This is a genomic window from Pseudoalteromonas lipolytica (genome assembly GCF_001306915.1).
Lineage (GTDB): Bacteria > Pseudomonadota > Gammaproteobacteria > Enterobacterales > Alteromonadaceae > Pseudoalteromonas > Pseudoalteromonas simplex.
This window is the reverse complement of sequence record NZ_LJTC01000002.1, coordinates 473,956-491,521: the sequence shown is the minus strand read 5'-3', so window position 1 is coordinate 491,521 and position 17,566 is coordinate 473,956. Positions and strand designations below refer to the sequence as shown.

Sequence of the window (17,566 nt, the reverse complement as noted above, 5' to 3'; positions counted from 1 at the left end):
AGTTACGTAATATTTTTATAAATCAATTTTTCCGATTAGGCATATCGCTTTTTTCGATTGTTCATTTGTCTGTAACCTCATTACACTATCTTGCAATTTATCAATACTTACACTTGGTTTTTGCGTTTTAGTAACCATATCTATGTGAGTATTGCTTAGGCAATTGGAAATAAACTCAAATATTTGGAGATAAAAATGGGTGTATTAGTTGGCCGTCAGGCACCAGACTTTACTGCAGCAGCTGTTCTTGGTAACGGTGAAATCGTTGAAAACTTCAACCTAAAAGAAACTATCAAAGGTAAAAAAGCAGTTATCTTCTTTTACCCGTTAGACTTCACTTTCGTTTGTCCTTCAGAGTTAATCGCTTTCGACAAGCGTTTTGAAGAGTTCCAAAAGCGTGGCGTTGAAGTAATTGGTGTTTCTATCGATTCACAATTCTCACACAATGCATGGCGTAACACTGCCGTTGCTGACGGTGGTATTGGTCAAGTTAAATATGCACTAGTTGCAGACGTTAAACACGAAATCTGTCAAGCATACGATGTTGAGCACCCAGAAGCAGGTGTTGCTTTCCGTGGTTCTTTCCTTATCGACGAAGAAGGTAACGTACGTCACCAAGTAGTTAACGACCTTCCTCTAGGCCGTAACATCGACGAAATGATCCGCATGGTTGACGCGCTAGCGTTCCACAGCGAGCACGGTGAAGTATGTCCAGCTGGTTGGACTGAAGGCAAAAAAGGTATGGACGCAAGCCCTGAAGGTGTTGCTAAGTTCCTTTCTGAAAACGAAGGCGACCTATAATTTAGGCCTTAGTTAAAGAATTAAAAAACCCGCCAATTGGCGGGTTTTTGTTTTTAAGCACAACAAGATTAATTAAAACGCATCGTTAGTTTAGTATAGAAATAACGACCACGAGGGTTATGTACGCTTGATACATAGCCATATAAGTCGCCATCGCCATCACCGATTGCAAACGGAGGATCTTCATCAAACACGTTATTCACACCCACAGAAAGTTTGATTTTCTCTGAGAAATTATACGCTGTTTGTAAATCAACCAGCGTTTGTGAATCAACCATACGTGATGTGTTGCTATCAAAGTCTAAATTACCGTCAAAGTCGATATCTGGCGTATCTTCAAACTCGCCCGTGTAACTAACGTTCACATTCGTGTTGAAGTCACCCATTTCCCAATTTGTTGAGAAAATCCAACGGTTTTCAGGATAACGATATTCGCCAGTGTAATCGCGGCCATCTTTCTTAAATTCGTTTTGGTAAGCCCATTCTAAATTGAATTTTAAGAAGCCGTAATCGTTCATCGCATGTGTGTAGTTAGCCGATACATCGACACCTGATACTTCTTGTGATGAGACGTTTTCAAAGGTGCTATAAACTTTTTGGATTACACCTAAGCTTTGACCATTTTGTGGTGCTAAACGCACGCAGACAGTGCTGTTTTGATCATTACAGTTTTCATCATAGATAGGGCCGAACTCTTGCTCATCTATCTTATTATCTTGAGTAATGCTCCATACATCGATTCCAAAACCAAATTCAGCGGTTGGTGCCCAGATAAAGCCAACATTCCATGACTCTGACTCCTCAGCTTCAAGGTTTGGGTTACCTGCAAATTGGATATTGTAATCTAGAGCGTTACAGTCAAGCCCTGTTGCCTGACAGCGGTAAGTATCTACAAAGAATTGACTTTCTTCCGACGGACCTAAACCAATTTGTGCTAGTGAAGGCGCGCGGAAACCTTGAGCCCACGAACCACGAACAGTGATTGAATCAGTTGGTGCCCAGCGAACAGCTACTTTAGGGTTTGTAGTTGAGCCAAAATCGCTGTAGTCATCGTATCGACCAGCTAGTTGCAGCTCTAGGTTATCAGCCAGCGGAATTGAAAACTCAATGTAAGCTGCGTATTGGTCGCGTTCAGCAGCGGCTGATACAGACTCAGTACCAAAAATTAAACCACGCTGGAATTGGTCGTCTGGAATATCGCTCACATCTTCTTCACGGTATTCAATACCTGCAGCCATCATTACTACATCATCGCCAAAGCTGAATGCTTCACCACTAATATTTGCATCAAATGAGGTCATATGAGACTCACCACGGCGCACTAAGCTTGTCGTGATACGGTCAATCACTGCCTGGTCATTATAGGTGCCACCAAATGGATTATAGTTACCTGCATCGATTTCTTGTTGTAGGAAATCAGTGCGCACCCAACCTTGGCTTCTATTACCTGTTTGCATTGATTCACTGCGACCTTTTTGAACAGCTGCTTCCCAGCTCCAGTCATTTATTTCACCTTTTAGACCGGCAACAAAGCGAAGCGTATCAGATTCAATATCCCATTGGCGAGGGCCGGCATCTACGGTTCTGTAGCGACCAATTTCGATATCTTGGCCAAACGGGTTGTTAGGATGGCTTGCAGGTACTGTAAGGCCTGCATCTTCATCAAGCGGGGTCGGTGCACCTGCTGCTTGCGACGTATTATGTTGTACTGCAACCTCTAAGAAAGCTGAAATACCATTGTCGAAGTTATATTCAAATTGTGAGATAGCACCGACACGCTCAGATGCTGGGGTTACGTAACCATACGGGCCGTAGTCAAATAAGCAGCTGCCACTTGCGGTTGCATTTTCTGCTGGGCAGGCTGGATCAATGGTTTTTTCACCATCTACATAGAAGTAGCCCGGAAAGCCACGCGATGAGCGAAAATCCATACCACCGTATGGTTCTTGGTTGGCTGTGCCTAGGCGGCCCATTTCATCAGATGAGAGTGCTGTGTTGTTAAAGTAATCAATAATAATTGATGCGCTGCTTTTCTCTGTATTAGTACCCCATACTAAACTTGCTGTTTTTTCTTCGTAGTTAGGACCATCAGTACCGCCATAACCAAGGTTCACTTCTAGGCCATTAATATCTTTCTTTAAGATGATATTAACTACACCAGCAACTGCATCAGAACCATAAATAGCAGATGCACCATCTTTTAAAATATCAATACGTTCAATCGCAGAGACTGGAATCGAGTTGATATCAACAAATGAATTGGTAATGCTTTCTGCAAAAGCACTGATAGATACACGGCGTCCGTTAATTAGTACTAATGTAGCATCAGAGCCTAAACCTCTAAGGCTAACAGCTGCAGCACCATTGGCTGTGGAGTCTTGGTTATTACCGCGAGTAGAAAAAGTACCATTACCGGCAACAGGCATACGCTCTAATAGTTGTTGTAGGTTGTCGTAGCCCATGTTATCGATGTCTGCACGACTGATTGATTGAACCGGTGATGGCCCCTCAATGTCCGAGCGCTTGATGCGAGAACCTGTAACTTCAATACGCTCGACCTTTTCAGCTCCATCTTCTTGTGCAGCAACAGACATAAAACTGGTGCCTGCTAATGCGGCAACTGTAAATGCGTAGAGAGGTCGTTGTATAAAGCGATGGGTGTTCTTCATATATTTCAATCCTTGTATAATTGTGAAAGTGTTGTGAATTAATCACGACAAAGATTGATACCATGTAAATAGCGGTGAATGAAATAGCAAAAAAGTATGGGTTTATTAAGATGTTAAGGTTCTTAAGTGGTAAGAGTCAGGACTGGTAGGGGGTACGAGCCTAACAAAAAGGTTAGGCTCATTTCATAAATTAAGCTTTATGTTTCATCAGGCGTTCTTTTTCACGCGCCCAATCTTTATTTTTTCCGTCTTCACGTTTGTCGTGCATCTTTTTACCTTTAGCAAGGTGGAACTCCAACTTCACCCAGCATTTTTTCCAGTACATTGCAGTTGCGATTAATGAAAAACCTTCGCGTTCTGTAGCACCGATAAGACGATCGATTTCACGCTTATTTAAAAGTAACTTACGATACCTTAAAGGATCGCAAATTACGTGAGTAGAAGCACTGTTGAGAGGCTGAATTTGACTGCCAAGTAAAAATGCTTCGCCGTTTTTAATGTGAATATAAGTCTCAGAGATGTTTACTTTACCAGCTCGGATACTTTTTACTTCCCAGCCCTGTAGTTCAACCCCTGCTTCGAACTTATCGTGTAAAAAATACTCATGACGCGCTTTTTTGTTTAGCGCGATGGTATTACTTGTCGATTTAGATGATTTTTTCTTAGCCATAGTGACTCATATTATACGTAAAAACAGCGTTTTTACATCGCTTTTTTAAGGCTTTGCAGAAATTTTCGCGTCACTAATATTTGGGTAAATAGTCAAAGCTTGCTAAAATTCGCCGACAAAGTTGGGAGTGAATATGCCGCAAATAGAAAAAAGTGCGCTGGTAATGTACAGCAGCAAAGAAATGTTTGATTTAGTGAATGATGTAGATGCATATCCAGAGTTTTTACCACATTGCTCTGATGCTAAAATCATTACACAACAAGCCAGTGGTATGACAGCTAGTCTAGAAATATCGAAAGCAGGTTTAAAAAAGTGGTTCACTACCGAAAATACCTTTATTGATGAGCAAACGGTTGCGCTACGCCTAGTTGATGGCCCATTCAAAAAGCTGCAAGGCAAATGGCACTTTTTACCGCTGGACGATAAAGCTTGTAAAGTGCAACTGCATCTTGAGTTTGAATTTGCTAGTAAGCTTATTGAGCTGGCTTTCGGAAAAGTATTTAACGAAGTCGCTAAGAATATGGTTAATGCATTTACTCAACGCGCTAAAACTGTATATGGAGTTCGCCCATGATCACTGTTGAAGTGGTTTTCGCCTTACCAACAACAGCAACCAGTTTACTGGTCGAAGTGCCTGTAGGTACTACCGCTGAGCAAGCGGTGATTAAGTCGGGCATTATCGAGAAGTGCCCAGAAATAGACGCAAATAATTTAACGCTTGGGATTTGGAATCGTACTTGTAAACTGCATCAAGAAGTAAAAGATGGCGATCGTATTGAGATTTATCGACCTCTTATTGCTGATCCAAAGGATGCACGCAGGCGCCGTGCTGAAAAAGCTAAAGAAGAGGGCCGAGCTAATAAAATTACAGGCGGGCGTCCGCTTAATAAGGCATAAAAAAGGGTAGCCTAGGCTACCCTTAATAATTTGCGCTGCTATTACTCTTGTTCAAGCGGCGTATTAAATTCGCTAGGTTGTTCATAGTCACCCGATAACGAAACAAGCTTATCGTTTTCGAAGTTAATAGTGAGTGATTTACGTTGCTCGTTGCTACGACCAAGATTGAATACGTAAAGGTAGTGCCAGGTATTTTTATCAAATGAGTCTTCAGCGACTGGCTTGCCTAGTACATACAGTACTTGCTCGCGCGTCATATTAACACGTAGCTTATCTACATCTGATTGCTCTAAGAAGTTACCTTGAGGAATGTTGATTCGGTAAACCCAGCTTGAACACCCTGCTGTAGCACTTAAAGTAAGGGTAAGTACTAACCAAAAAGAAAAAGTTTTAAACGACTGCATTATTTGTTTGAATCCTTATTTTTTATACACTGCATGATACCGATTAGTCACTGAAGGTAAAACCCTTTTCAGTAATTGTTTTTACACAAATGCGATTAACAATCAAGAGGCACAAATTTGACCACAGCAAACCCAGAAAGTTTACAGCAGCCTATAAAAAACAATGATAATTCAGAGAGTCTGTGGCATTTGTACATAGTGCAAACACGTTTGGGTCATTGGTATACGGGGATCACCACCAATGTTGAAAAGCGATTTATGCAGCATCAAGCGGGAAAAGGGGCTAAAAACCTCAAAGGCAAGGGGCCTTTAACACTTATCTATCAACAGCAAGTGGGTAACCGTAGTGAAGCAACTAAACTTGAAATAAGCGTAAAAAAGCTTAGTAAAGCGCAAAAAAGGCAGTTTGTTTTAACCTCTGAGCTACCAAAGTAGCTAACTTGGAAGCTTTTCAATAAATAGGGCTATTTTCGCCATGGCATATTCGAACAATGTAAAGTCGATGTGCGCAGCTGTGTCGGTGCTCTGATGATGATGTTTATCGTGTCCGATACCAAAGTAAATGTATGGGATCCCCGCTTTAGCAAACGAATAATGGTCACTTGCTCTGCGCCAATCAACTTTGAGATCAAATAATCGATTCAGCCTCGCCGACGAGCTAGTTGCCATAAAGGTTAGCTGCTCATCAGACAAAGCTTTAATGTCATCTTTATAGTGCGCTAATGATTGCTTATCTAAAAACGCATAGATACGCGGTTTTCGTGGATTCACAACAAGCATATCTAAATTAATGTTAAGTTTTATTTTGTCTGTATTAAGTGTCGATACCAAGTAATCGCTACCATGTAGGCCATTTTCTTCGGCATCGGTTGCAACAAACACTAACTGATAGCGTTGAGGGCTTTGTGCAAAGTGGTCAGCTAAATAAAGTAAAGCTGCAACGCCGCTGGCGTTATCATTGGCACCCGGGTAAAGCCGACTGCCTTGTTGCCCAAGGTGGTCGTAATGGGCTGTAAAAATAATTTTTTTACACTTTTCACAAGGGCTATTTTTTATCGCAACAATGTTTCTCCCAACCGCCTCACTAAAGAAACCTGATTGATAAGTAAAAATTTGTTCATTTACTGAATAGCCAAGAGCGACAAAGCGCTCTGCTATGAAATCGGCGGCTAATTTAGCGCCCTCTGTATTCGTTTTTCGCCCAGCAAATTGAGGCGATGTTAGCGTTATAACGTCTTGTACTAAGTTTGTATTGGCAAAAGCGTGCCCTGTGCTTATCAGGGCAGCACTAGCGATAATCAATAAGTTTTGCAGTATGCGAGCGAAGCGCTTGTAATTTATTTTCGTAACGCTGTTTATCATGATCAAAGTCAGCTTTATTGTTTGCCATAGTTAAATACTTTTTAGCCAGTTTTAAGTCACCCAATTGATAATAGGTTCTGGCTAAACCAAAATCAGTATCATGCAGGGTTGAATTTAAGTCACGGGCTTTTTTGTAGTGTTTTATGGCATCTTGGTAACGGCTGGTTGTATAGGCATCATTACCTAAAGAAATATGGTAATAAGGGTTTGCTTGGCGTTTCTTGTCAAGCATGGCTAATATAGCTTGGCCTTGCTCTTTACGATCGGTCAGGTTATAGAGTCTTGCTAAATTGCCTAGCGCGGTGTTGTTGTCAGGATCTAAACTAATCGCATACTGATAGGCTGTTTCAGCACTTTGGTAGTCACTCGTTAATCTGAATAATACCCCAAGGTTGCCCCATGCACCTGAGTAGTTGCTATCAATATCAACTGCTGCTTTGTAATAGCTAAAAGCAGTGTCGTAATCATGTTTTAACATCGCAGCTGCGCCCTTATTGTTATAAAACATCGCTGTGATACGGGCTTTGTTGATGTTGCTGGTTTTAAACGCCTCTTGGCGACTGTTAGGGTCAAAGTCTATCACCAAAGAGCGCTCTTGAGGGTATATAACTTTACGATTTAACACTTGTTTTGTTGATTCACTCACTTTCAAATTAATATGCCCTGTGAGTAAGTTAAAACCATTATCCAGCGCCCAATACTCTGGGATATGCACTTTTTGAAATTGCCCTTCGAGGCCAAGGTAGTCAGCAAGGCTATAGGCTAAAATCGATAACGATAAACAGTTAGCATTTAAATTTTCGTAGGCTTGATTGGCCGTTAAGGTCGCACCAGATTGATAAGATAAAGACGCATCGCCATTTTGTAATAGAAACCTGAGTAAGCCTTTAGTACTTTGCAATGATCGACCATCTTTGGGAAAAGTACTGTCAAGTTGTTGTTTGACATGTTTGCTTAATGCAAAAATTTCTTGTTGGGTTTCAACTGAGGTTTGGGTAAACGTATTACTTTGCACCAAAGCAAGTGGTGGTGGGGCGGTGTTATTTTCTGTACTACTACACGCTGTTAATAAGCAAAAGCTTGAGGCGAAAACAATGCTAGGTAATTTCATTTGACCCTCTTAATTCTTGGCCTAATACCATTTAAGTATAGGCCGTGCATGAAAAAGGGTCAGGGTTAACTGTTACAAAACGTGTCAGCGTTTATCAAAAGTTGCAACAAGGTCATCAAGGGTTTGCGCACTGTTTGCTAAGTCTTTGATTGCTTGTTCACTATCAATTTGTTCACGCATAACGTTATCACTTATGTCACTTATTTGCTCAATGTTACGACCGACATCTGCCACTACATTACTTTGCTCTTCAGTTGCAGTTGCGATTAAGGTTGCCATATCGTTTATTTCATTGGCAGCATCGTTAATGGCATTAAGTAATTCAACAGAACTCTGCATTGCATCAACGCTCAATTGAGCTTGTGATTTCGAATGATTGATATGATTAACCACTAAATCAGACGTATTTGTTAGTTCACTGATCATGGTTTGAATTTCCGTTGTTGATTGCGACGTGCGATTTGCAAGCGCTCTAACTTCATCAGCTACAACAGCAAAGCCTCGACCGTGCTCACCCGCACGAGCAGACTCAATCGCCGCATTAAGTGCTAATAGGTTGGTTTGCTCCGAAATCCCTCTGATAGAGTCGACAATACTGGCAATCGCTTGTGTTTTGTTTGCCAGCTCGTTTACTTGCTCGGTGATATTATCGATATCACATGCCAATTCAATTATTGCTTCTTTACTTTGCGTTACCTGAGTATGGCTTTGTTCAGTGTTCTGCTTGCTATTCTCAGTGAGCTTAGCCGTGTTCGCTGCGCTTGAGGCAATTTCTTGCACTGTTGCACCCATTTCATTAATCGCCGCAGCAACCGAGATAGTTTGCTCTTTTTGATTATCAAGCGCCACTGAGTTCTTTTGTGCTTGCTGAAACACATGATCGGCGCTTTGTCTAATTTCACTACTTTCTTGAGCAACTTGGCTAATTGCAGTTTCAATCTTAGAGATAAATTGGTTAAAGCCCGCTGATAAGTTTGCAAGTTCAGGTTGCTCAGAGTCAGGAAGTCTATACGCTAAATTAGCATCACCAGAGCCTAAACGGGTGAACAACTCAGCCATTTTCGACAGCGGCGATGAAAGCGTACGTGCCAGTACTAAACCTGCAAAGCTTGCAATCAACGCAATCACAATCGCAAAGCTGATGATTTGCCATTGTAAAACTTGAATGCTCGAAAACACTTCGTGCTTTGGCACTTGGGCAATAACAAACAAATCAGTGTTTTTAATTGGGCTTGCCGCCACTAAGGTTGCTTCGCCATTAAGGTTGATTTCTTGTAAATTGAAGTCGCTTTGCGTTAGCAGAGTACGCGTGATACCCGTTTTATAAACGTCATCCAACTTAGCTTTTGCGACTTTGTTTTCGTCTTTATGCAGCTGAATTAGGCCGTTTTTATCTGCAACAAATACAAAACCGGTTTCTTCTATTTGAAAGCGTTTAAGCATGCCCTGCATATCGTCGATACTTTTTGCAAGGCCTGCTAAACCAATGCCATTAGTTTGCTGGTGGTTCACAAACATTTTTACATCAGTCGGTGACTCTTGATAGATACTGATCGAAAAGGGTTGTGCGGTGTTAGTAAACGCGAAAAACCAACCATCTTGCTCTTTAGTTAAAACGCGCAAGAAACCGTCTTGGTTCCAATATTGTGCTGTTTCACGGTTAGCCCAAGAAGCCGTTGCTAGATCGTACTGGGTAACAAGGCGGTTAAGCTCTTTTAGCAGTGTTTTATCATCTGTATTGCCAGAGTTAGCCCACTCTAATACAAACTCGTTACTGGAGAGTTGCTCAGCTGCACTGATCATTTGATTTATATCGTGAGTAATATAATTATCAATTGCTTGTAGTTTGCTCGGTAGTTCCGATTCAATCATTCGCTGTTCAATGATTTGTTTTGCACTGTATATCGCTGTTGCGCCGATTAACGCAGCAACAATGAGGGCGATAGAACTGCCAAGTAGGGTAATTTTTTTAGTGATGGTGAATTGATTTAACGCCATGAAAGTGTCTTAGTTTACAACATTTAAGTCAGTAATTTTAGCATACACTTTACAGATGACGAATCAATGTAGGGACAAAAAAAAAGCCCAAAGCATATAAGCAATTGGGCTTGGTTTCTAACAAGCGAAACTTACTTTCCAGGGTTAAACAATTTTCTTCATTGCTGACATGTAACCACGTAGTTTGCTACCAATGATTTCAACCGGGTGCTCGCGTAGTGCTTTATTCACGGCAATCAAGGTTTGGTTATCGACTTGGTTGCTTGCACTATCAAGACCTTTACCAATCACATCTGTATCGACGTCTTTCATAAAGTCTTGTAAAAGTGGTAAACACGCGTGGTTGTATAAGTAACAGCCATACTCTGCAGTATCTGAAATAGTTCGGTTCATTTCGAAAAGCTTCTTACGAGCAATGGTGTTTGCGATAAGCGGCGTTTCGTGTAGTGATTCATAGTAAGCAGATTCTGCGATGATACCTGCTGCAGTCATGGTTTCGAAGGCAAGCTCAACACCTGCTTTAACCATTGCAACCATTAAAATACCTTGGTCGAAGAATGCTTGCTCGCTGATTTCTTGGTCGGTATTTTGTTGCTTTTCGAATGCAGTTTCGGCAGTTTCTGCGCGCCATGAGAGTAATTTTGCGTCATCTTCAGCCCAATCAGCCATCATACCGCGTGAGAATTCGCCACTGATGATATCGTCCATATGCTTGTTATAAAGTGGGCGCATGATTGTTTTAAGCTCTTCACTTAATTCAAATGCTTTCACTTTTGCTGGGTTTGATAAACGGTCAAGCATGTTAGTTACACCACCATACTTAAGTGCTTCAGTGATCACTTCCCAACCATATTGGATTAGTTTTGACGCGTAACTTGCATCAATGCCTTTTTCGACCATTTTATCGAAGCAAAGTAGTGAACCAGTTTGTAACATGCCACATAGAATCGTCTGCTCACCCATTAAGTCAGATTTAACTTCTGCAATGAATGATGATTTTAGTACACCCGCACGATGACCACCGGTACCTGCTGCATACGCTTTAGCTTGCGCTAAACCATGGCCTTGAGGGTCGTTTTCTGGGTGAACCGCGATTAATGTTGGTACGCCAAAGCCACGTTTGTACTCTTCACGTACTTCTGAACCAGGGCACTTAGGTGCAACCATAATAACAGTTAGATCTTCACGGATTTGCATGCCTTCTTCAACAATGTTGAAGCCGTGTGAATAAGCAAGTGTTGCACCTTGTTTCATTAATGGCATGATGGCATTAACAACAGCCGTATGTTGTTTATCAGGTGTTAAGTTTAAAACTACATCTGCTGTTGGAATAAGCTCTTCATACGTGCCTACAGTAAAACCGTTTTCAGATGCGTTTAAGAAAGATTGACGACGCTCAGTAATTGCTGATTCACGTAATGTATAAGAAACATCTAAGCCTGAGTCACGTAAATTTAAACCTTGGTTAAGGCCTTGTGCGCCACAACCGACAATAACGAGTTTTTTCCCTTTTAAAGCGTCTACACCATCAGCAAACTCTGCTGGGTCCATAAATTCACACTGCGCTAATTGCGCTAACTGCTCTCTCAAAGGAAGAGTATTAAAATAATTCGCCATTGTTAGTGTCCTATAAATACAATTTTGTTAGAAAATCAAAGAACCGACGTGGTGTTCTTTGTATGTATTAACACTATGCAATTTTTTACCTTGCGTAAAATGATATATTTGAATTAAAGTATTTCATAAAATGAAATGGTGGCGGTATGGATCACAAACATCTTAATTACTTTTTAGCGTTAGCCAAGACGCTACACTTTGCCAGAGCGAGTGAGCTTTGCCATATCAGTGCGCCAACTTTGAGCCGTAATATTAAACAGCTCGAAGAAGAGGTTGGGGTGGTACTCTTTAATCGGGATAATCGCACTGTCAAATTAACTCGCGAAGGTGAGTCATTCATTGAGTACGCAAATGCGACGCTGGCTAACTGGCATCGTTTTAAGGCTAATGTACAAGAGCCACAACAGCATGTTTATGGCAATGTCAGTATTTATTGTTCTGTAACTGCCTCATATAGTTTTTTACATCAAATACTCGAGCAATTGCGAATGCAACATCCATATATTGAAATTACCCTTAATACCGGTGATCCCGCTCTTGCAATAAACCGTGTTTTAGATGGCCATGAAGATATGGCAATTGCCGCAAAACCTTTAAAGCTACCTGGGCAAATTGCCTTTACCAGTGTCGGGTACTCACCATTAGTATTGATAGCACCAAAAATAGCGTGCCCGATCAGCGAAAAGCTTTCTGCCAGTGAACAAATTGATTGGTCAGATTTAGAGTTTATTGTTGCTGAGCAAGGATTATCAAGGCAACGTCTTGAGCAGTGGTGGCGTAAAAAGAATATTCACGGCCGAATTTACGCTCAGGTTGCAGGCCATGAAGCGATGGTGTCTATGGTGAGCTTAGGTTTAGGTATTGCCATGGTGCCAAAGATAGTTTTGGACAACAGTCCGCTTAAAGATAAAGTGCAAATCGTAAGTGATGCTGAGCAGACTGTTGCTGGTTTCGAAATTGGTTTAGCTGTTTTGAATAAAGAGCGCCATGATCCTGCGCTCAATGCTATCTGGAGCATTGCTCAATCACTTACTCAGCAAGCTATTTAGCGTTAACGATTTGATGTTGGTATAAAAGGTTTAATTTTTGATAGTTATTTAGTATTGGTTTTTGCATTTATTTTTCGTGTTTTTTACTGGTTTTAAATGGATAAAATCCATTTTTATTGCTTTTTTTCAAGGTGTTGTTAACGTAATTTAAAATAATAAAATTTTCATGGCCTAGAATCATGATACTTTCTGCGCAAGCCGAGCATTCACTAAGTTATTCAAGTCACTGTTTAAAACAAGCTATTCCTCTCATGGTTAAGTACAAGATGCCAATAACACCGCTAAATTATGCGATTTGGTATGCGTATGTCAGCAATAAAACCCCCGAACTTAATGATGCTTTGGATAAAATTATTGATGAATTTAAAACGTGCAGCCACGAGCATGCTAAAGCGCTGTTCAACCAGTTTCTATCTAGTGATGATTTAGCATTGTTTTATCAGTTATCAGGTGGTTTTAATGATGTTGTTGGAAAGGTACATCAAGACATCAATGAAGCAATAAATTACTCAACAGAGTTTAACCAAACGCTTCAAGAATGCCATTTGAAACTAAAAAATGCAGATATCAGCCAAGAAACAGGCTTTGATGATGTACTTGATTGTGTAGAACGTCTAAGTGACGAGTCAGCGACCTTACAAAGTAGGGCACAGGACTTTCAAAATCAACTAGCACAAGCTTATGCAGAAATTACCGACTTAAAACAAGAGTTGATTAGATCGAAAGATAAAGCGCAAAGAGATCCATTAACAGGGTTATTGAATCGTGGCAAGTTTGATGAGGATATAAAGCGTTTTTGTAAAAACAATGAATTAGCTCAAGTATCAGTATTAACCATGATAGATATTGATCATTTCAAATCATTTAATGATAACTTTGGACATCAAAAAGGGGACCAAGTTTTACGAGCAGTGTCTGCTAAGCTATTAAAGCATGTTTCCAGTATTGGCCAAGTCTATCGTTACGGTGGTGAAGAGTTTTGCTTTACGGCCCAGTTTGCAAGTATTAGTGATATGACTAATTTCACACAGCTACTTCGCCAAACTATCGCTAAATTACAAATCAAGAAGCCAAATTCTGATAAGGTGTTGAGTCAAGTAACGGCTAGTTTTGGTATTGCGATAAAAGCTAAAAATAGTAACCCTGAACAGCTCATTGCTAAAGCTGATAAGGCGCTTTACTTAGCTAAAGAACATGGTCGCAATCGCATAGAGATTGTCGAGGAGTAACAAACTTAATCGAAATATGTATCAAATTTGTGAATACTTGTAACCTGCTGAGGACAGTTTGTTCACATCTTGATATTATGCTGACATTGCAAAATTTTCTTTGGTCGTAAAATAATAATGAAGTTTCTAACGATCAGGTTCTGCGTAGTTTTCTATGCTTTGGCGCTAGTATGTGTGGGTCAAGCGTATGCTGATGATTCTACTCGCACTGAACGTGAAAGCCGTATGGCAAATCAACAAATTGATACTGAGCAGTGGCACTTAAGTGTTAATACTGGGGCTGGGGTAATTACAAACCCATTGCATGGAGGTGACAATTTACCTTTAATACTGCTACCAGAGGTTGCTTTTTATGGTGAACAATGGTTTTTTGATAATGGTCGCTTAGGCTATTCCCTTCATGAAAGCGACACACATGTTGTTAACATTGTCACTGAATTTAACCCCGAGACCCGTTTTTTTATAGATTTTCATCCTAGTAATGTATTTGCCTTGCAAACGTCAAATAGCTTCGTTGTTGAATCAACGAGTAGTGATGAATTAGTTGAAAAGTCTGTTGTCACAACAAATGACGTAAAAAAAAGACGCTGGGCTTTAGATGCGGGCTTGAGCTATCACTATATCCGCAGTAATCATGTATTCTCTGTTCAGGTTCTAGCTGATGTCTCCGGGGTTTATAAAGGGGTTCGCAGTGCCTTACAATGGCAATCTCACCATCAGTTAGGTCGTTTAAGTATCGCACCGAGCTTAGGTGTTTGGTATAAATCGAACGAATTAAATGATTATTTTTATGGTTTATCGGCCGAAGAATCATCATACGGAGAAATAGAGGTTGGCAGTAGCTGGCAACCTTATGCTAAAATCGACGCCCGTTGGCCTCTAGGTGAGACTAACTCTCTTCGTTTTCATTTAGCATATTATGACTACTCAGCCGTGGATGACAGTCCGCTTTTTGAACACACGTATTCGATGACTGCTTTTATAGGATTCAATCATATTTTTTAATATGAAGTATTTTGTTTTTAGTCTGTGTGTGTTTGTTGCTGTTATTTGGGCTCCCCCAAGCTATGCACAAGCGACTCAGTTTGATATCACACCAAAAGTGTGTGTTGTATTACAACAGCACGAATTTTGTGATCTTGAATTAAAAATTAGCTGGAAAACTGCTCAACCTCAAGATCTGTGTTTATACCAAAATAACCAGCAAATTCAATGCTGGACTGATAGTAATAATGGGCTTTATAGCCATAAAGCGCGGGTTCAGGTTGAAACAATATACTCCTTAGTCAATCCGCACACGGGGAGCAAAGTTGCGACCACAAAAGTCGAGGTGCAAAGCACTGAAGCAAAAACAACGAGGCGTAGGTTACGTTCACCGTGGAGCTTTTTTTAAATCAGGAGCAACCAATGGCAAAGATTTTACTTGTTGAAGATGATCTCGGCTTACAGCAGTTAACACGCGATTACCTTCAGCATAATGGATTGGATGTTGCGGTCCTTGAACGCGGCGATGAAGTTTTCGAATACCTTGAGAACAATCCAGTTGATTTAATGATTTTAGATGTCATGTTACCGGGTAAAGATGGCTTTAGTGTTTGCCGTCAGGTACGCGATAAATTCAACTTACCAATTCTAATGCTTACAGCAAAAGGTGAAGACTTTGATCAAGTAATTGGGCTTGAACTAGGTGCAGACGATTATGTTATTAAGCCTGCAGAACCACGCGTATTATTAGCGCGCATCAACGCATTGTTACGCCGTGGTCAAGCTACAAACAAAGCACCAGAAGAGCTTAGCTTTGGCGATTTAACCATTGATAAAACTAGCCGCATTGTTACACTTAAAGGCAGTGAAATTACACTGACTTCTCATGAATTTGAGCTGCTTTGGTTGCTTGCTTCAAATGCAGGTGAAGTGTTAAGTCGTGAGCATGTTCATCAACATATGATTGGTCGTCAATATGATGGTTTAGACCGAACCGTTGACGTACGTGTATCGCGTATCCGTAAGAAATTAGGTGATAACAGTGATAAACCATACCGAATTAAAACAGTTTGGGGGCAAGGTTACCTGTTCGTTTCTGATGCATGGGATATGTAATCATTAATGGGGAAACTGTTTGCTAGCTTATATCTTTACATAATAGTTTCTCTGTTTCTTGTTAGTGGGGTCATAGAGCAGTTATGGCCCTATGAAGACACACAGCAACAAATCGCTCTAGATCAAGAGTTTGGTAAATCATTATGGCTATTAAGTCAAACTGACAATGGCTTAGCTAAATTACAGCAAGAGTTTAATAGCGAGCTAATTGATTTAACTGATCTCGCTCTACCAACAAACCTCAAAACACAATTACAAAATGATCACTATCTGTATCTTTTTAATCAGCAGCAGAAGGTAATTTGGTACATTACTATTAATGAGACTCAGCTATTACAAGTTGGTCCACTCTCAATATCAAATCCTAACTTTAGCTCTGTTTGGCCCTATTTTTTATTACTAGCCATTATTGGTCTTCCTATTGGTCTTTGGAGCTTGTTACTTTGGCGAGACTTTAACAAACTCACTTTAGCTTGTGAGGCGGTAGGCGGCTCGCAAGATTTCGAATTGCGTGATGCATCTAAATCATTTTTTTTGCCAATTACAGGCACGCTTAATGCTATGCAAGAGCGTATTCAGTACCTACTAGCTGCGCAGCAAGAACTGACTTCTTCTGTTTCTCATGAGTTTAGAACGCCGTTGGCGCGTTTAAAATTTGCCGTTGCTATGCTTGAAGAGCAAATTGAAAATGAGAAATCTTATAGTTATATAGATAATATGCAGGCTGATATTGCTGAGCTTGAAGCGCTAGTGTCTGAGATGCTTGAATACGCACGACTTGATTCGCATCAACCAAGCTTAAAGCCACGTTCGTGTGACCTTACAGCGCTTATTAACAGTGTCGTGAATAAGCTCGAATTTGCTACTGATATCGATGTAGCAGTGAGTGCGCCTAGGCAGCTTTACTATGAGTGTGACGAGCATTTTATGGCGCGTTGTATTCAAAATTTATTAGGCAATGCACAAAAATACGCAAACCATAAAATTCATGTCAGCCTTGAAGAGTTGGGTGATTCAATACAAATAAGTGTTGAAGACGACGGCCCAGGGATAGCTAAGTCTGAGTGGCAAAGTATTTTTAAGCCATTTACTCGTCTAGATAAAAGCCGTGACAAGAAAACTGGCGGCTTTGGCTTAGGCCTTGCGATTGTTGCTAAAATTGTTAGTTGGCATCAAGGGCAGTCTGAGGTGTGTGATTCACCATTAGGTGGAGCTAAATTTACTATTCATTTATTTAAAAGTAACTCGCTTTAAATTGCAGGCATAAAAAAAGCGCCTAGGGCGCTTTTTAAAGATTAAAACCAAAAATAAACAAGTAGCAAAGTAATAGACCGCACCAATTTATAAAAGTTCGTAAAAAGTTTAATTATTTTCATTTAATAATGGCATGAGCATTTTTTCTAGGCCATTTAGCTTCACTTCATACATCATCGCCAGTTGTGCTCCTAATTTAGAGTCTGGAAATCCTTGCTGTTTAAACCAAACTAAATAAGGCTCAGGGAGTAACAATAAAGGGCGGCCAGCATACTTTCCAAATGGCATCTTAGTATTTATGGCACGTTTGAGTTCAGCTGTATCCATCTTTATCTCAAAGAAATTTTAAAGCTAGATGATACGGTAAAAATAAGAGAGAAAATAGGCTGTGACGGGCAAGAAACA

18 protein-coding genes are annotated in these 17,566 nt (G+C 40.5%); 10 read left to right on the top strand and 8 right to left on the bottom strand.

Annotated features, from left to right (window positions below; genetic code table 11):
* Positions 1 to 195: 195 nt before the first annotated feature.
* A complete protein-coding gene (locus AOG27_RS04170) occupies positions 196 to 801 on the top strand; it encodes a peroxiredoxin C (protein WP_054551729.1) in 606 nt (201 codons plus the stop codon).
* Positions 802 to 869: 68 nt separating this feature from the next.
* Here the strand turns inward: AOG27_RS04170 and AOG27_RS04165 are convergent, their stop codons facing one another.
* Complete coding sequence (locus AOG27_RS04165; protein ID WP_235523675.1) at positions 870 to 3,395, bottom strand: TonB-dependent receptor; 2,526 nt, start codon at positions 3,393 to 3,395, stop codon at positions 870 to 872.
* 265 nt (positions 3,396 to 3,660) lie between these two features.
* Complete coding sequence (smpB, locus tag AOG27_RS04160) at positions 3,661 to 4,140, bottom strand: SsrA-binding protein SmpB (RefSeq protein ID WP_054551727.1); 480 nt, start codon at positions 4,138 to 4,140, stop codon at positions 3,661 to 3,663.
* 133 nt (positions 4,141 to 4,273) lie between these two features.
* Here smpB and AOG27_RS04155 point away from each other — a divergent pair, with 133 nt between their 5' ends.
* Positions 4,274 to 4,714, top strand: a complete 441-nt coding sequence (locus AOG27_RS04155; protein WP_054551726.1) for a type II toxin-antitoxin system RatA family toxin — start codon at positions 4,274 to 4,276, stop codon at positions 4,712 to 4,714.
* Complete coding sequence (locus tag AOG27_RS04150) at positions 4,711 to 5,037, top strand: RnfH family protein (RefSeq protein ID WP_054551725.1); 327 nt, start codon at positions 4,711 to 4,713, stop codon at positions 5,035 to 5,037. Before AOG27_RS04155 ends, AOG27_RS04150 begins: the two co-directional genes overlap by 4 nt.
* A 41-nt stretch (positions 5,038 to 5,078) precedes the next feature.
* On the opposite strand, the gene AOG27_RS04145 is transcribed toward AOG27_RS04150, so the two are convergent.
* A complete protein-coding gene (locus tag AOG27_RS04145) occupies positions 5,079 to 5,441 on the bottom strand; it encodes an outer membrane protein assembly factor BamE (protein WP_054551724.1) in 363 nt (120 codons plus the stop codon).
* 117 nt (positions 5,442 to 5,558) lie between these two features.
* On the opposite strand from AOG27_RS04145, the gene AOG27_RS04140 reads away from it, so the two are divergent.
* On the top strand, positions 5,559 to 5,876 hold the full coding sequence (locus AOG27_RS04140) for a GIY-YIG nuclease family protein (RefSeq protein ID WP_054551723.1): 318 nt from the start codon (positions 5,559 to 5,561) through the stop codon (positions 5,874 to 5,876).
* On the opposite strand, the gene AOG27_RS04135 is transcribed toward AOG27_RS04140, so the two are convergent.
* The 4 genes from AOG27_RS04135 to ilvC all read right to left on the bottom strand — a co-directional run bounded on the left by AOG27_RS04135 (position 5,877) and on the right by ilvC (position 11,529).
* Positions 5,877 to 6,743, bottom strand: coding sequence for a M20/M25/M40 family metallo-hydrolase (locus AOG27_RS04135; protein WP_054551722.1), 867 nt, complete (start codon positions 6,741 to 6,743; stop codon positions 5,877 to 5,879).
* A complete protein-coding gene (locus AOG27_RS04130; protein WP_054551721.1) occupies positions 6,730 to 7,914 on the bottom strand; it encodes a tetratricopeptide repeat protein in 1,185 nt (394 codons plus the stop codon). The genes AOG27_RS04135 and AOG27_RS04130 overlap by 14 nt, the downstream gene beginning before the upstream one ends.
* Positions 7,915 to 7,998: 84 nt before the next feature.
* A complete protein-coding gene (locus AOG27_RS04125; protein WP_054551720.1) occupies positions 7,999 to 9,912 on the bottom strand; it encodes a methyl-accepting chemotaxis protein in 1,914 nt (637 codons plus the stop codon).
* A gap of 144 nt (positions 9,913 to 10,056) precedes the next feature.
* Positions 10,057 to 11,529 (bottom strand): ketol-acid reductoisomerase, encoded by a 1,473-nt coding sequence (gene ilvC, locus AOG27_RS04120; protein WP_054551719.1) that lies wholly within the window; start codon positions 11,527 to 11,529, stop codon positions 10,057 to 10,059.
* 146 nt (positions 11,530 to 11,675) lie between these two features.
* On the opposite strand from ilvC, the gene ilvY reads away from it, so the two are divergent.
* From ilvY to AOG27_RS04090, 6 genes are all read left to right on the top strand, one after another.
* Complete coding sequence (gene ilvY / locus AOG27_RS04115) at positions 11,676 to 12,578, top strand: HTH-type transcriptional activator IlvY (protein WP_054551718.1); 903 nt, start codon at positions 11,676 to 11,678, stop codon at positions 12,576 to 12,578.
* 179 nt (positions 12,579 to 12,757) lie between these two features.
* A complete protein-coding gene (locus AOG27_RS04110; protein WP_054551717.1) occupies positions 12,758 to 13,807 on the top strand; it encodes a GGDEF domain-containing protein in 1,050 nt (349 codons plus the stop codon).
* A 225-nt stretch (positions 13,808 to 14,032) separates the two neighbouring features.
* Positions 14,033 to 14,812, top strand: a complete 780-nt coding sequence (locus AOG27_RS04105) for a MipA/OmpV family protein (protein WP_054551953.1) — start codon at positions 14,033 to 14,035, stop codon at positions 14,810 to 14,812.
* A gap of 1 nt (position 14,813) precedes the next feature.
* On the top strand, positions 14,814 to 15,200 hold the full coding sequence (locus AOG27_RS04100) for a DUF3019 domain-containing protein (RefSeq protein ID WP_054551716.1): 387 nt from the start codon (positions 14,814 to 14,816) through the stop codon (positions 15,198 to 15,200).
* Positions 15,201 to 15,214: 14 nt separating this feature from the next.
* Positions 15,215 to 15,907, top strand: coding sequence for a response regulator (locus AOG27_RS04095; RefSeq protein WP_054551952.1), 693 nt, complete (start codon positions 15,215 to 15,217; stop codon positions 15,905 to 15,907).
* A 6-nt stretch (positions 15,908 to 15,913) separates the two neighbouring features.
* The gene (locus AOG27_RS04090) at positions 15,914 to 17,161 is read left to right on the top strand and encodes an ATP-binding protein (protein WP_054551715.1); all 1,248 of its coding nucleotides are present in this window, start codon (positions 15,914 to 15,916) and stop codon (positions 17,159 to 17,161) included.
* Between the two features lie 108 nt (positions 17,162 to 17,269).
* Here AOG27_RS04090 and AOG27_RS04085 read toward each other — a convergent pair whose 3' ends face one another.
* Entirely contained in the window at positions 17,270 to 17,488 is a 219-nt protein-coding gene (locus AOG27_RS04085; RefSeq protein ID WP_054551714.1) for a DUF3820 family protein, read from the bottom strand.
* Positions 17,489 to 17,566: the final 78 nt, after the last annotated feature.

Coding starts and splice junctions, on each gene's coding strand:
- AOG27_RS04170 (WP_054551729.1), top strand. CDS start 196: ATGGGTGTATTAGTTGGCCGTCAGGCACCAGACTTTACTGCAGCAGCT.
- AOG27_RS04165 (WP_235523675.1), bottom strand. CDS start 3,395: ATGTCTGTTGCTGCACAAGAAGATGGAGCTGAAAAGGTCGAGCGTATT.
- smpB (WP_054551727.1), bottom strand. CDS start 4,140: ATGGCTAAGAAAAAATCATCTAAATCGACAAGTAATACCATCGCGCTA.
- AOG27_RS04155 (WP_054551726.1), top strand. CDS start 4,274: ATGCCGCAAATAGAAAAAAGTGCGCTGGTAATGTACAGCAGCAAAGAA.
- AOG27_RS04150 (WP_054551725.1), top strand. CDS start 4,711: ATGATCACTGTTGAAGTGGTTTTCGCCTTACCAACAACAGCAACCAGT.
- AOG27_RS04145 (WP_054551724.1), bottom strand. CDS start 5,441: ATGCAGTCGTTTAAAACTTTTTCTTTTTGGTTAGTACTTACCCTTACT.
- AOG27_RS04130 (WP_054551721.1), bottom strand. CDS start 7,914: ATGAAATTACCTAGCATTGTTTTCGCCTCAAGCTTTTGCTTATTAACA.
- AOG27_RS04125 (WP_054551720.1), bottom strand. CDS start 9,912: ATGGCGTTAAATCAATTCACCATCACTAAAAAAATTACCCTACTTGGC.
- ilvC (WP_054551719.1), bottom strand. CDS start 11,529: ATGGCGAATTATTTTAATACTCTTCCTTTGAGAGAGCAGTTAGCGCAA.
- ilvY (WP_054551718.1), top strand. CDS start 11,676: ATGGATCACAAACATCTTAATTACTTTTTAGCGTTAGCCAAGACGCTA.
- AOG27_RS04110 (WP_054551717.1), top strand. CDS start 12,758: ATGATACTTTCTGCGCAAGCCGAGCATTCACTAAGTTATTCAAGTCAC.
- AOG27_RS04105 (WP_054551953.1), top strand. CDS start 14,033: ATGGCAAATCAACAAATTGATACTGAGCAGTGGCACTTAAGTGTTAAT.
- AOG27_RS04100 (WP_054551716.1), top strand. CDS start 14,814: ATGAAGTATTTTGTTTTTAGTCTGTGTGTGTTTGTTGCTGTTATTTGG.
- AOG27_RS04095 (WP_054551952.1), top strand. CDS start 15,215: ATGGCAAAGATTTTACTTGTTGAAGATGATCTCGGCTTACAGCAGTTA.
- AOG27_RS04090 (WP_054551715.1), top strand. CDS start 15,914: ATGGGGAAACTGTTTGCTAGCTTATATCTTTACATAATAGTTTCTCTG.
- AOG27_RS04085 (WP_054551714.1), bottom strand. CDS start 17,488: ATGGATACAGCTGAACTCAAACGTGCCATAAATACTAAGATGCCATTT.